The following is a 13,003-nucleotide window of genomic DNA, read 5'->3' on the forward strand; positions in this document are numbered from 1 at the left end:
AAATTGTCGTTACGGCAGCCGAGCTTGACAGCAAAGTCACCGAGAAGCTGACCGAAGCACAGCCGGAAGTCGAAATGAAAGGTTTCCGTAAAGGCAAAGTGCCCATGGCGCTTTTGCGGAAGCAATTTGGCCAGCGTTTGATGGGCGAAGCGATGCAAGAAAGCATTGATGGCGCGCTGAACTCTCACTTGGAAGAGTCCGGCGACCGTCCGGCGCAGCAGCCTGAAATGAAAATGACCAACGAAGACTGGAAAGAGGGCGACGACATTAATGTTGAAGTGTCCTACGAACGTCTTCCTGATGTGCCAGAGTCTGATTTTTCCAAGATCAAGCTGGAGCGTATGGTTGTAAAGGCAGATGACGCCTCTGTGGAAGAAGCGCTGGGCAAGCTGGGTGAGACCGCGCAGAGCTTTGAGGACCGCAAGAAGGGCTCAAAGGCGAAAGAGGGCGATCAGGTTGTGATCGATTTCCTTGGTAAGGTTGATGGTGAGCCGTTCGAAGGCGGTCAGGCTGATGACTATCCGCTGGTTCTCGGGTCCAACTCTTTCATCCCAGGCTTTGAAGATCAGTTAGTTGGTGTGAAAGATGGTGATGAAAAAAACGTCGAAGTAACATTCCCTGAAGAGTATCAGGCTGAACATCTAGCCGGCAAAGCCGCTGTTTTTGAATGCACGGTGAAAGCTGTGAAAGAGCCAAAAGCCGCTGTCATCGATGATGAGATGGCCAAGCAGTTTGGTGCGGAAGATCTTGCCGCTTTGAAAGCGCAGATCACTGAGCGGCTGGAAGAAGAGTACAAAGGCGCCGCACGCGCGGTCACAAAGCGCGCTTTGCTCGACGTTTTAGACAAAAAAGTGAAGTTTGAGCTTCCTGAAAGCCTTGTGTCTGCTGAAGCAGGTCAGATTGCGCACCAGTTGTGGCATGAAGAAAACCCAGAGGTTCAGGGCCACGATCATCCAGAGATTGAGCCAACGAAAGAGCACACCAAGCTGGCCGAGCGCCGCGTGAAATTGGGGCTGCTGTTGGCGGATATTGGTCAGAAAGCAGAGGTTCAAGTCACAGACGCGGAAATGACGCAAGCGATCATGAACCAAGCGCGCCAGTACCCAGGTCAGGAGCGCCAGTTCTTTGAATTCGTGCAACAGAACACCGAGTTCCGCCAGCAGCTTCAAGCGCCGATGTTTGAGGATAAGGTCGTCGATCACATCTTCGAACAGGCCGCCGTTAAGGACAAAGAGGTGTCCAAGGACGAGCTGACAAAAGCTGTGGAATCGCTTGAAAACGAATAAAGCTGTTTAAATTCATTCGGTTAGGGCGTCTTTCGGGGCGCCCTAATTTTTTGCGCCGCTGAGAGCCTTGTTTCGAAGGCATCACACAGATAAGTTTACCTCAGAGCTACCTTGGAGATAACGATGAGACTTTTCTTGGCCGCCGCCGTTGCGTTTTTTGGAAGCTATGGTGCGGCACAAGCGTGTCCAGATTATAATATTCAAGCGGTTGAGGCTTATCAGGCCCGCGGCGCACAGCTTCGACAGCCGCGGTTTTTTGGTGTGGTCGCAGGGGGCGATAATTACATTTGGGACTGCCCAAATGTCCGCCCCGGCACAGATCAGGGGGCAGGGTATTTTACCTCCCGGCCTGACTTTTCGTTTGATTTGAGCGGCATGGGCGGTCTGAAGCTGGAAATCAGTGCGGTCAGTAATTGTGACAGTGCTCTGCTCATCAATACTGCCTCCGCTGGTTGGTATTATGACGATGACGACAATGGGAATTACGACCCCAAGATCGTACTGACACGTCCAGTCAATGGCCGGATTGATATCTGGGTGGGCACGTATGACGGGCAGTTTTGTGATGCGCAATTGCGGATGGAAACGTTCCGGCGCTAGTCATGTGATCCAACGAAAAAGGCCGCGTAATTTACGCGGCCTTTTCAATGCGAGTGAGCGAGTGATTACTCGTCTTCTGAGGCGTTCTCAGCTGCGTTCTCTGCAGACTCTTCGTCCTGAGACGGCAAAAGCTCATTGTCTTCTGCCTGCGCTGCGCCAATATCGTCGAACAGCTGTTCGATCTCAAATTCAGCAGCAGCTTCTTCTTCAGCGGCCAGTTCCTGAATGGACTTGCCTGATGCCTGAAGCTCAGCTTCTTCTTCGGAGCGTGCGACGTTCAGCTGAATAGTCGCGTCAACCTCTGGGTGGAGCTGCACGTTTACATTGTGCAGACCCAGTTCCTTGATCGGACCGGTCAGAACAACCTGACGCTTCTCGATAGAGAACCCACCTTCGGTTGCGACCTCTGCGGCGTCACGTGTTGTGACAGAGCCGTAGAGCGCACCCGCGTCAGAAGCGGAGCGAATCACGATAAACTGCTGTCCGTCGAGCTTCTCAGCAAGGCTTTCTGCTTCTTTCTTGGTCTCAAGGTTGCGTGCTTCCATTTGAGTTTTCTCAGCTTCAAACTTGGCAAGGTTCGCGGAGTTTGCGCGCAGTGCTTTGCCCTGAGGCAAAAGGAAGTTGCGGGCATAACCCTGTTTGACGTTCACGACTTCGCCCATCTGGCCAAGCTTTGCGACGCGTTCGAGTAGAATGACTTCCATCTGATCGGCTCCTTACTTTACAGCATAAGGCAGCAGGGCAAGGAAGCGTGCGCGTTTGATTGCCTGAGCAAGCTTACGCTGGTTCTTTGCGCCAACAGCCGTGATACGAGCTGGAACGATTTTGCCGCGCTCAGAGATGTAGCGCTGAAGCAAACGTGTGTCTTTGTAGTCGATCTTTGGAGCGTTATCGCCCTCAAACGGATCGGACTTACGACGGCGGAAAAATGGTTTAGATGCCATAGGTGAGGTTCCTTTCCTGATCTGAATTAGCGGCGCTCGCGACGGCTGTCGCGTTCGTCACGTTTCTGCATCTGGATGGATGGGCCGTCTTCGTGCGCATCAACCTTGATTGTTAGAACCCGCATAACGTCTTCATGCAGACGCATCAGGCGCTCCATTTCCTGAACAGCAGGTGCAGGTGCATCTGTGCGTAGCAGGGCGTAGTGGCCCTTGCGGTTCTTGTTGATTTTGTAGGCCATCGTTTTGACGCCCCAGTACTCGCTTTCCAGCAGTTTGCCTTCATTGTCAGCAAGAACAGTACCGAAGTGTTCAATGAGGCTTTCAGCTTGCGAGTTGGACAGGTCCTGACGCGCAATCATAACATGCTCATACAGTGGCATGTGATCTCCATTCATGTTCGACGCACTTCAAAGAACCGGGCCTTTAATCTGGCCACGCCCAATTCACGAGAGGATGCGCAGTTCAAACTCTTGCGGCCAGATGCAGCCTTTTACACCAATGCCCTTATGACGCAAGCCTTTTGCACGGTTTTTCAAGTGGTCGGAGGGTATGAGCAGTTTATGTTCAGATTTGCCGAATTGAGTACGTATGGGCGTTTAACCCAAGTTGGCGGCCAACGCAGAATTCAACCCGAAAGCATATCCCCTTGAAATCAACCTTCTTGTTGCAGTTCGTCGCCGCAAGCCTCGCCGTATCTGTCGCCTTGGCAGAGCCTGAGGCCTATACGCACGACGCCTTCCACAGCGAGATTGTGTTCAGCTACAACCACCTTGGGTTTTCAACGACCGACTGCATTTCTCAGGCTTTAAGGCGACATTTCTTTCGACCAAGATGATTCCGCGGCGTCTACTGTGTCCGTCTCCATGACAGTGATGAGCATGTTTACCGTCTGGGAACAGCGGTATGGCCATTTCATGTCCGATAATTTCTTTGGTGCGACCGAGGATAAGTTGGTGTCCTTTGACTCTACCAGCATAGAAGTGACGGGCGAAAACACAGCGATGATCACTGGTGATCTGACGCTCATCGGTGTGACAAAGTCTATCGTTTTGGATGCCAAGTTGAACCAAGTGGGTGAGCACCCGATGGCGAACAAACCGTGGGCAGGGTTTGACGCGACAACGCAAATTCTGCGGTCAGATTTCAACCTTGGTCAGTTCGCACCGTTCATTAGTGATGAGGTCGATGTGATGATCTCAATCGAGACCGAGAGCGCAAGCTAAGGTCATTGAATACATTTTCTAGCCCCCCCCCCTCACGGGGGACTTTTTTATGGGTTGAAGGTGGCGATCAGGTCGGTGTTGATGCGGATCTCAAACGCGAGGTTTGTTTCATCTGGCATGTTCGTTCCGACACCGAAGTCGAGCCTGTTGACGGATAAAGATCCCGCCATTGCCGCCCTTGGGCCGTCGAAGTCAAGGCCGAAGGGCAGATCTATAAGAACGCTTTGATCTTTAACTGACAGCGTTCCACTGGCCACATATCCGCCAGCGTCAAAGGGCGTGATGTCGGCAACAAAGGTTGCGGTCGGGAAAGTTTCAGCGTCGAAGAAATCCGCGCCCATCGCTTGGCTGGTGACAGAACCAAGCGTCAGGGAATTGATAGCGATGGTGGTTTCAACTGATCCAGTTCCAGTCTCTGGATCAAATTCAATAACCGAGGTCCAGTCTTCAAAACTGCCTGAGACCTCGCTGCCAAACTGTTTGATTGTGATACCAATCGTGCCAGGCTCGACCGTCCAGTCCGACGAAAGCGCCTCAAGCGTTTATTCTGGAGCTTCGTCCAGAGCCTCCTCCGGCTGGATGGCAACGGCGCCAAAGCCAGTGGCTGCGAAGATAGCAATGGCAGTCACAGGTGCTGTGATAGACTTTGCGGCTTGGGGAAGGCTGAGAGCGCCGATTGAGCCGAAACACCTGCGTCTGAGCTTGGCGTCTTTGTCGATGAATTGATGCTTTAACGCCTCGGCGATGTGGTGCACGACGGATGCCATCATCACTTTTGTCCAAAACAAATGCAAGCTGCCGAAAAGGTGTGCCACTCTTTCAGATTTGGGAACGAACGGCAGGCTTTGACCAAACGGCCGCCAGATAGGCGCAAATCCGGTCGTCGCAGCATTGTGGATCTAGCCGCTGAGAGGCGCCAAGACGAGCGAGCCGTAGAGCAGCCAATGAACGACTTCGGCCAGGAAGGTCTCTAGCTTTGCATCGGCGCTGGTTTCGGCTGTGAGATAGCCCATAGAATTCGCAGTGAGGCGATGAAAAAGACCAAAACGCCAAGCGTTTTGTGGATCGAGAACAGCATCGCTTCGGTGGCGGGCTGATTAGATGTTTCAAAAGGTGCATTGGTTGCTGCGACACCCAATGGTGCAATCTCAATAATCAAAGGGGCGTTGTCCAGTGAAAGAGCTTACTGACGCTTCCATAATGTGTTGCCATGTTTTGAAGTGCCATGTTTTGCCTCTTGATCTGTTGGCGAGAGGTTAGAGTGAACGGGCTTGTAAACCAATCGCCAACTGCGCAACGGACATGTGCGTTTTTGTGTCTGCCGCAATACGCTTGTGCGACTGGGGTTGGCGATATACTGCTCAATAAAGACATAAAGTGGGGAGCAAACCATGCGGGCATTTGTGTTTCCAGGCCAAGGCGCTCAGGCCATTAGGATGGGAAAGGCGTTGGCTGACGCTTATCCGAGCGCGAAAGCGGTTTTTGATGAGGTTGATGAGGCGTTGGGCGAAAAGCTGTCTGATCTCATTTGGGACGGCGATATCGCTGATCTGACACTGACGCAGAACGCGCAACCGGCTTTGATGGCGACGTCGCTTGCGGCGATGCGCGCGTTGGAGGCCGAAGGGGTCACGATTTCAGATGCCAGTTATGTTGCAGGGCATTCCCTTGGCGAGTACAGCGCCTTGGCCGCGGCAGGGGCGTTGACCATTTCAGACACAGCCAAATTGCTACGTACGCGGGGCGAGGCGATGCAAGCCGCCGTGCCTGTTGGTGTGGGTGCGATGGCGGCGCTGTTGGGGTTAGACTTTGAGACAACGCAAGATGTAGCAGAGGCCGCAGCGCAAGGAGAGGTTTGTCAAGCGGCCAACGATAACGACCCCGCGCAAGTCGTTGTTTCTGGTCATAAAGCTGCTATCGAACGAGCGGTGGAAATCGCAAAGGAAAAGGGGGCACGCCGCGCGATGCTGCTGCCGGTAAGCGCACCATTCCATTGCTCGCTGATGGCGCCAGCCGCGGAAGCGATGGCGCGTGCTTTGGCTGAGGTCGATATCAATGATCCGGCCATTCCAGTTGTGGCGAATGTGGTTGCAGAGCCGATCAGCGACGCCACAACCATCCGGTCGCTCTTGGTAGATCAGGTCACGAGCTCCGTGCGGTGGCGTGAGAGCGTTCTTTGGATGGCGGGTGCGGGCGTGATTGACACGGTTGAGATTGGTCCAGGCAAGGCGCTGACCGGCATGATCCGACGCATTCACAAAGACATGGCGACCGCGACGGTCGGAGCGCCAGACGATGTAAAAGCGGTCGCAGCCGCAATAAAAGCATAAAGGGCAGATGGCAGATGTTTGATTTAACAGGGAAAAACGCTTTGGTAACCGGTGCCTCTGGCGGTATCGGTGGCGCGATTGCTAAGGGTCTGCACAGTGCGGGCGCAACGGTCGGATTGTCTGGCACACGGGTGGAGCCATTGGAAGCTTTGGCGGCTGAATTGGGCGATCGGGTGCATGTCCTGCCGTGCAATCTGAGCGATGCGGAGGCGGTTACAGCGCTTCCCAAGTCGGCGGCTGACGCGATGGGATCGGTGGATATACTCGTCAACAACGCTGGCATCACCCGCGACAATATTTTCATGCGGATGTCGGATGAAGAATGGGCCAGCGTGTTGGAGGTCAATCTGACCTCAACCATGTACCTGTCTAAGGGCGTTATCCGCGGGATGATGAAGGCGCGCTGGGGTAGAATTGTTAATATTACCAGTGTGGTAGGGGCCACAGGTAATCCAGGTCAGGCCAATTATGCTGCGTCAAAGGCGGGCGTTGTCGGCATGTCAAAATCCATTGCCTATGAGGTGGCTAGCCGAGGCATTACGGTCAACTGCATCGCACCAGGGTTCATCAACACGGCAATGACCGACAAACTGAATGGAGAGCAACGCGCTCAAATCCTGGGGCAGGTGCCAGCGGGCCGCATTGGTGACGCTGATGAGGTTGCCGCCGCGGTGAACTATCTTGCAAGCGCTGAAGCCGGCTACGTCACAGGCACGACCTTGCATGTGAATGGCGGGATGGCCATGTTGTAAGAGCGTGTGAAACTGTCGCGATTTCGTTTGCGCGGGGGCAATTCTCTGTTATAGGCCCCTCACCATTGAATACGGTCGTGTGCGGCACGCGGCCAAAATCCGGGCAAACGCCCAAAAAACATGTGAGGACTTAATATGAGCGACGTCGCAGACCGCGTTAAGAAAATTGTAGTCGAGCACCTCGGTGTCGAAGAAGACAAAGTTGTCGAAGGTGCATCCTTCATCGACGATCTTGGCGCTGACAGCTTGGACACTGTCGAACTGGTTATGGCATTCGAAGAAGAGTTTGGGATCGAAATTCCTGACGATGCTGCCGAAACAATCCAGTCTTTCGGCGACGCAGTTAAGTTTATCTCTGACGCGGCCTAATCGCTGCCAGACGAATTAAAGACAGCGCTCCTTTGAGCGCTGTTTTTCTTTTGAGGACTGGTATTCGCGCTGCGTGTGGCATCCATACTCTTGCTCTTGCCCCTGCTTGTCCGCGTGGGGTATCAAACCATCAAGAAAAGAAGACATTGGGGGACGCAAATGCGCCGTGTAGTCGTAACAGGTCTGGGTCTTGTAACGCCGCTTGCTGATGGGGTGGAGGAGACGTGGTCTCGCGTCCTCGACGGACAGTCCGGCGCAGGAACAATCACTGGCTTTGATTCAGAGGGACTCTCCACGACATATGCTTGCGAAGTGCCGCGAGGCGATGGCAGCGATGGGACATTCAACGCTGATGCCTACATGGATCCGAAAGAGCAGCGTAAGGTCGATACGTTTATCGTCTTTGGAATGGCAGCGGCACAGCAAGCGATTGAGGATTCCGGTTGGAAGCCCGAGGCTGATGAAGATCTCTGGCGCACAGGCGTGTTGATCGGATCTGGCATCGGCGGGCTGAATTCAATCGCCAATGCGTCGATTGTCTTGGAAGAGAAAGGGCCAAGGCGGATTTCGCCCTTCTTCGTGCCTGGCGCATTGATCAATCTGATCTCTGGCCAAGTGTCCATCAAATACGGGTTCAAAGGCCCGAACCATTCGGTTGTGACCGCTTGTTCGACAGGGGCTCATGCGATTGGAGATGCTTCCCGCCTGATCCAGCACGGGGATGCGGATGTGATGATCGCGGGTGGTGCCGAGGCAGCGATTTGTCGGTTAGGGATCGCGGGCTTCAATGCGTGTAAGGCGCTGTCGACTGGTCGCGCGGACGATCCGACTACGGCCAGCCGTCCTTGGGACGCGGACCGTGATGGTTTTGTCATGGGAGAGGGTGCGGGCATCGTCGTACTGGAAGAATACGAGCACGCGAAGGCGCGAGGCGCGAAAATTTACGGTGAGGTGCTGGGGTATGGTTTGAGCGGCGACGCACATCACATCACAGCCCCGCCGCCTGACCATGAAGGTGCGGAACGTGCGATGCGCGCGGCTTGCCGGAACGCAGGCATTGAGCCGAGCCAGATTGATTATGTGAACGCGCACGGCACCTCGACAATGGCCGACACCATCGAACTTAGCGCTGTTGAGCGCATGGTTGGCGAAGACGCCGCTGCAAAGCTGACCATGTCCTCGACGAAATCCGCGACAGGTCACCTGCTTGGCGCGGCTGGCGCGATTGAGGCGATCTTCTCCATCCTCGCGATCCGCGATCAGGTGGCCCCACCGACGATCAACCTCGACAAATTGGATGCAGAGACCGAGGTAGACCTCTGCGCTAATAGCAAGCGCGAGCGTGAGATCAACATCGCCCTGTCCAACTCATTCGGGTTTGGCGGCACCAACGCCAGCGTCGTCTTTGGGAAAGTTGATTGATGTGGCGACACATTGCTTCGAACGCGATCACCTTTCTGATCGTGGCGCTGTTTTTGGTCGCAGGTGTCATCGCTTGGGGCGGCAACCAGTATCGGGCTAAAGGGCCATTGGCGACTGCGATTTGTCTCAAGGTGGCCAGTGGCTCCAATATGCGTGCTGTTAGCAATCAACTGGCCAACGATGGTGCGATCAGTTCGGCTGCACTGCTTCGGATTGGTGCAGATTATTCCGAACGGGCGCAACTTCTTAAAGCCGGGAGCTTTCTGATTGAGGAAGGTGCTTCCATGCAGGAGATTGTGGAGTCGATCACGGCCAGTGGCGTCAGCACCTGTGGTACAGAAGTTGTCTACCGTGTCGGTGTTACTCGCACACAGGTGCAGGTGCGCGAGCTTGATCCGGCGACCAACCAATTTACTGAGGTTGCAGTGTTCAACCCGATCGAGGAAGATGCGCCTGCGGCTTATCTGGATGTCAAAGACGAAGCAGATACGCGGTTCCGTGTGGCAATTGCGGAAGGCGTAACAAGTTGGCAGATCGCGACGAGTCTTGAGGCCATTGACGTTTTTGACGGCGAAATCAGCGAGGTTCCAGCGGAAGGTAGACTCGCTCCCGGTAGCTATGAATTCCGCCTCAATGACGATCGCTCAGAGATCATTGCGCGGATGATCGATGACCAAGAAACGATCCTTGCCGAGGCATGGGCCAACCGCGCCGATGGCGTGCCGCTGTCGTCGCCTGAAGAGGCGCTGATCTTGGCGAGTATCGTGGAGAAAGAAACTGGGCTGGCCGACGAACGGCGGCAGGTGGCCAGCGTGTTCACCAACCGCTTGAACCGTGGGATGAAGCTGCAGACAGACCCAACGGTCATCTATGGTATTACAAAGGGGCAGGGTATTCTGAGCCGAGGATTGAGGCAGAGTGAGCTTCGCAGACGAACCGCTTGGAACACTTATGTCATCGAAGGCCTCCCCCCGACGCCGATTGCGAACCCAGGCAAAGCCAGCATCGAAGCGGCGCTCAATCCCGATACCACAGAATACATTTTCTTTGTGGCTGACGGGACAGGGGGGCACGCGTTTGCGACCAATCTCGACGATCACAATCGCAATGTTGCCGCTTGGCGCGCGATTGAGGCTGAACGCTCAAATAACTGATCCATCCAAGTACGAGACATTGAAACCCGCCAACATGGTGGGTTTCCTATTTGGGAGTGTGCAGTTCGGTCCATTAACCGATTGGTGCATCGTATGGTGTTCACTGAGCGCGCTGGACAAAAAGACAGTTGGGGCGCCTCTGACGTGCCGTTGGGGGAGATCACAGAGGCTTACAAAATCGACGTATGGCAGGCGGGTGTACGGATCAAATCGGTGACGGTCTCTGACGTCTCCTGGATATACCCGTCGGCAGCAATGGCAACTGACCTCGCATCTGGTTCGTTCGATATCTATGTTGCGCAACTCTCCGACCGTTATGGGGCGGGACCAGAGCGGATCATCACTGCAACCTCTTAAATGCGGCCTATTCACCTGATGGATCTAGACGCAGCCATCCGCGTGGTCTGGCACTTGTCTGAGACAGAGCAGCCCAAGCGTTTGACACAGATCGTGACCAGCGCACAGATCGCCGACCGTTATCGCAAACGCCTGCGCAAACCCCATCCGCAGTTTGGAACGGGGACGCTGCAAAGCGCAGCAGGGGTTGGGCAGCTTCCCGCCAATCCCTGTGACCGCCATTATCGCCGGTGCCTCAAGGATTTGCTCACTATTCTCTAATCGGCGACGGATCACGATCACTGATTATTGAGATCACATCTTTCAACTTTGCGAAAAGTGGCTATCTGCGCTATGTGTGCGGCCCCTAGAGCAAGGAAGAAGCCATGGCGATTGCGAAAACCTCCCTCCGCGAAGTCGATCCAGTTTGGCAGCGTATCTGCGACGAAGGCCGCGACACGATCAATGATGAGGCGTTGATGGGTAGCGTGGTCCACGCTGGCATCCTTAACCACAGCTCGTTTGAGAACGCCCTGGGCTACCGGATCGCCATGAAACTGGCCTCCACCGAGATGTCAGAGCAGACGCTGCGGGACATCGCCACAAACGCTTATGAGGCGGAGCCTGAGCTGGCCTTGGCCGCCCGTGCCGACATCGTGGCGATTGTGGACCGTGACCCTGCTTGCCACCGCTTCCTTCAGCCGCTCTTGTTCTTCAAAGGATTTCAGGCTGTCCAAGCCTACCGCCTTGCATATTGGCTTTGGGGGCAGGGTAAAAAAGACCTCGCCTATTTCATCCAGATGCGCACCTCCGAAGTGTTTGGCGTGGATATCCACCCTGCCGCGCGGATTGGCAAAGGTATCATGATCGATCACGCCCATTCGATCGTGATTGGGGAAACTGCGGTTGTGGGCGACAATGTCTCCATGCTGCATTCGGTGACGCTGGGCGGGACTGGCAAAGAAGACGACGACCGCCATCCAAAGATCGGCGATGGTGTGCTGATTGGTGCCGGCGCGCATGTGCTCGGCAATATCGAGATTGGCCATTGCAGCCGCATTGCGGCTGGTTCTGTTGTTCTACAACCTGTTCCGCCGATGAAGACCGTGGCAGGCGTGCCAGCCAAGATTGTTGGGGAAGCAGGGTGTAGCCAGCCATCGCTTACAATGGACCAACTGCTGAATGGATGCGGCGGCGCGTCCTAACAGCCGAGAGATTTAAACGAAAAGGGCGGCCGCTGCACCAGCGACCGCCCGTTCTTTTTGGACTTAGTCGGGCTTACGCCAACATGCCCATCGGGTTTTCGAGATTGGCTTTGATCGCGTTGAGCAAGTCAGCCCCAAGCGCCCCATCAATCACACGGTGATCGACGCTTAGTGTGGTGGACATCACCGTGCCCACTGTCAGCTCACCATCTTCGTCAACAATCGCTTTCTTGGCACCGGCACCCACGGCTAGAATGGCCGCATGCGGCGGGTTGATAATCGCATCGAAGTTATCGATGCCATACATGCCGAGATTAGATATTGCGAAGCTGCCGCCCTGATATTCATGCGGTACAAGCTTGCGGTCGCGCGCACGGGTGGCGAGGTCTTTCATCTCTGCCGACAGGACGGACAGGGATTTGCTTTCTGCGTCTTTCAGCACTGGAGTGAAAAGACCGCCTTCGATGGCTACAGCGACGGCCACATCTGATTTCTCGAACTGCAACGTCCGATCCCCTGCAAACACGGCGTTCGCAGCTGGCACTTGTTGCAAAGCCAAAGCACAGGCTTTGATGATGAAGTCATTGACCGACAACTTCACGCCGCGCGGCTGCAACTGTTTGTTGAGATGGCTGCGGAACTTCAAAAGTTCATCCAGCACGATGTCGCGTCGCAGGTAGAAATGTGGAACCGACTGTTTGGCTTCGGTCAGACGTGCAGCGATGGTTTTTCGCATACCATCCAACATAACCTCTTCATGCGGGCGGTCGGCATAGGTTTTTTGCACCACGTCCGTGGCCGGGCCTGCCGCCAATGTTGCAGCTGGTGCTGCGGCAGGAGCGGCGGCGGGTGCGGCTTTTGGTGCGGCGGTCGCACCTTCGACGTCTGCTTTCACGATGCGGCCATACGGGCCGGAGCCTTGGATTTGAGTGAGGTCCAAACCTTTGTCCGCTGCAATGCGACGGGCGAGCGGCGTCACAAAGATCCGCGTACCATCTTTCGCTGGCGCTGCGGGAACAGGGGTGGCGGGCTTATCGGAGCCCCAGCTGGGGCCCGCCTCTGCGCCCGCGTCGGCCTTTAGGGCCTCCGGCGCTTTGGCAGGCGCAGCACCAATATCTTCCGCGCTTTCACCATCTTCCAGCAACACGGCGATGACGTCATTCACTTTGACGCCCTCGGTGCCTTCGGCGACCATGATCCTGCCCATAACGCCTTCGTCGACGGCTTCGAATTCCATAGTCGCTTTGTCGGTCTCAATCTCCGCGATCAGATCACCGGATGAGATGGTATCGCCTTCTTTCACCAGCCATTTGGCCAGCTTGCCTTCCTCCATCGTGGGGGAGAGGGCGGGCATGAGGAGTTCAATTGGCATCTCGTCTCTC

The 13,003-nt window shown here is 55.1% G+C and carries 16 protein-coding genes and 1 pseudogene; 11 read left to right on the top strand and 6 right to left on the bottom strand.

Features of this window, described 5'->3' with window-relative positions; translation table 11 throughout:
• Nucleotides 1–2: 2 nt before the first annotated feature.
• Nucleotides 3–1,286 carry a trigger factor gene (gene tig / locus ACTF5F_RS12840; RefSeq protein ID WP_438957268.1) on the top strand — a complete coding sequence of 428 codons (1,284 nt, stop codon included), beginning with the start codon at nt 3–5 and terminating at the stop codon, nt 1,284–1,286.
• Nucleotides 1,287–1,409: 123 nt separating this feature from the next.
• The gene (locus tag ACTF5F_RS12845) at nt 1,410–1,886 is read left to right on the top strand and encodes a hypothetical protein (RefSeq protein ID WP_438957269.1); all 477 of its coding nucleotides are present in this window, start codon (nt 1,410–1,412) and stop codon (nt 1,884–1,886) included.
• Between the two features lie 65 nt (nt 1,887–1,951).
• Here the strand turns inward: ACTF5F_RS12845 and rplI are convergent, their stop codons facing one another.
• The 3 genes from rplI to rpsF are packed head-to-tail and all read right to left on the bottom strand — an operon-like array spanning nt 1,952 to nt 3,210.
• Complete coding sequence (rplI, locus tag ACTF5F_RS12850) at nt 1,952–2,590, bottom strand: 50S ribosomal protein L9 (protein ID WP_438957270.1); 639 nt, start codon at nt 2,588–2,590, stop codon at nt 1,952–1,954.
• A 12-nt stretch (nt 2,591–2,602) separates the two neighbouring features.
• Nucleotides 2,603–2,830 carry a 30S ribosomal protein S18 gene (gene rpsR / locus ACTF5F_RS12855; protein WP_438957271.1) on the bottom strand — a complete coding sequence of 76 codons (228 nt, stop codon included), beginning with the start codon at nt 2,828–2,830 and terminating at the stop codon, nt 2,603–2,605.
• A gap of 26 nt (nt 2,831–2,856) precedes the next feature.
• On the bottom strand, nt 2,857–3,210 hold the full coding sequence (gene rpsF / locus ACTF5F_RS12860; protein ID WP_438957272.1) for a 30S ribosomal protein S6: 354 nt from the start codon (nt 3,208–3,210) through the stop codon (nt 2,857–2,859).
• 266 nt (nt 3,211–3,476) lie between these two features.
• On the opposite strand from rpsF, the pseudogene ACTF5F_RS12865 reads away from it, so the two are divergent.
• Nucleotides 3,477–4,053 (top strand): annotated as a pseudogene (locus ACTF5F_RS12865) (YceI family protein).
• Between the two features lie 47 nt (nt 4,054–4,100).
• Here ACTF5F_RS12865 and ACTF5F_RS12870 read toward each other — a convergent pair.
• Both ACTF5F_RS12870 and ACTF5F_RS12875 read right to left on the bottom strand, forming a co-directional pair.
• Complete coding sequence (locus ACTF5F_RS12870) at nt 4,101–4,550, bottom strand: YceI family protein (protein WP_438957301.1); 450 nt, start codon at nt 4,548–4,550, stop codon at nt 4,101–4,103.
• Between the two features lie 45 nt (nt 4,551–4,595).
• A complete protein-coding gene (locus ACTF5F_RS12875) occupies nt 4,596–4,823 on the bottom strand; it encodes a hypothetical protein (protein ID WP_438957273.1) in 228 nt (75 codons plus the stop codon).
• A 621-nt stretch (nt 4,824–5,444) separates the two neighbouring features.
• Between ACTF5F_RS12875 and fabD the strand changes: the two genes are divergently transcribed.
• The 8 genes from fabD to cysE all read left to right on the top strand — a co-directional run bounded on the left by fabD (nt 5,445) and on the right by cysE (nt 11,621).
• Nucleotides 5,445–6,383 carry an ACP S-malonyltransferase gene (gene fabD / locus ACTF5F_RS12880; RefSeq protein ID WP_438957274.1) on the top strand — a complete coding sequence of 313 codons (939 nt, stop codon included), beginning with the start codon at nt 5,445–5,447 and terminating at the stop codon, nt 6,381–6,383.
• 14 nt (nt 6,384–6,397) lie between these two features.
• Complete coding sequence (fabG, locus tag ACTF5F_RS12885; RefSeq protein WP_438957275.1) at nt 6,398–7,135, top strand: 3-oxoacyl-[acyl-carrier-protein] reductase; 738 nt, start codon at nt 6,398–6,400, stop codon at nt 7,133–7,135.
• A gap of 135 nt (nt 7,136–7,270) precedes the next feature.
• Nucleotides 7,271–7,504, top strand: coding sequence for an acyl carrier protein (locus ACTF5F_RS12890; protein ID WP_438957276.1), 234 nt, complete (start codon nt 7,271–7,273; stop codon nt 7,502–7,504).
• A 159-nt stretch (nt 7,505–7,663) separates the two neighbouring features.
• A complete protein-coding gene (gene fabF, locus ACTF5F_RS12895) occupies nt 7,664–8,926 on the top strand; it encodes a beta-ketoacyl-ACP synthase II (protein WP_438957277.1) in 1,263 nt (420 codons plus the stop codon).
• A complete protein-coding gene (gene mltG / locus ACTF5F_RS12900; protein WP_438957278.1) occupies nt 8,926–10,080 on the top strand; it encodes an endolytic transglycosylase MltG in 1,155 nt (384 codons plus the stop codon). The genes fabF and mltG overlap by 1 nt, the downstream gene beginning before the upstream one ends.
• A gap of 93 nt (nt 10,081–10,173) precedes the next feature.
• The gene (locus ACTF5F_RS12905) at nt 10,174–10,437 is read left to right on the top strand and encodes a hypothetical protein (protein WP_438957279.1); all 264 of its coding nucleotides are present in this window, start codon (nt 10,174–10,176) and stop codon (nt 10,435–10,437) included.
• Entirely contained in the window at nt 10,438–10,698 is a 261-nt protein-coding gene (locus ACTF5F_RS12910; protein ID WP_438957280.1) for a DUF7742 family protein, read from the top strand.
• Between the two features lie 104 nt (nt 10,699–10,802).
• Complete coding sequence (gene cysE, locus ACTF5F_RS12915; protein ID WP_438957281.1) at nt 10,803–11,621, top strand: serine O-acetyltransferase; 819 nt, start codon at nt 10,803–10,805, stop codon at nt 11,619–11,621.
• Between the two features lie 73 nt (nt 11,622–11,694).
• Here the strand turns inward: cysE and ACTF5F_RS12920 are convergent, their stop codons facing one another.
• Nucleotides 11,695–12,993, bottom strand: coding sequence for a pyruvate dehydrogenase complex dihydrolipoamide acetyltransferase (locus ACTF5F_RS12920; protein WP_438957282.1), 1,299 nt, complete (start codon nt 12,991–12,993; stop codon nt 11,695–11,697).
• Between the last annotated feature and the right edge of the window lie 10 nt (nt 12,994–13,003).

The organism is Cognatiyoonia sp., from assembly GCF_965661665.1.
Lineage (GTDB): Bacteria > Pseudomonadota > Alphaproteobacteria > Rhodobacterales > Rhodobacteraceae > Cognatiyoonia.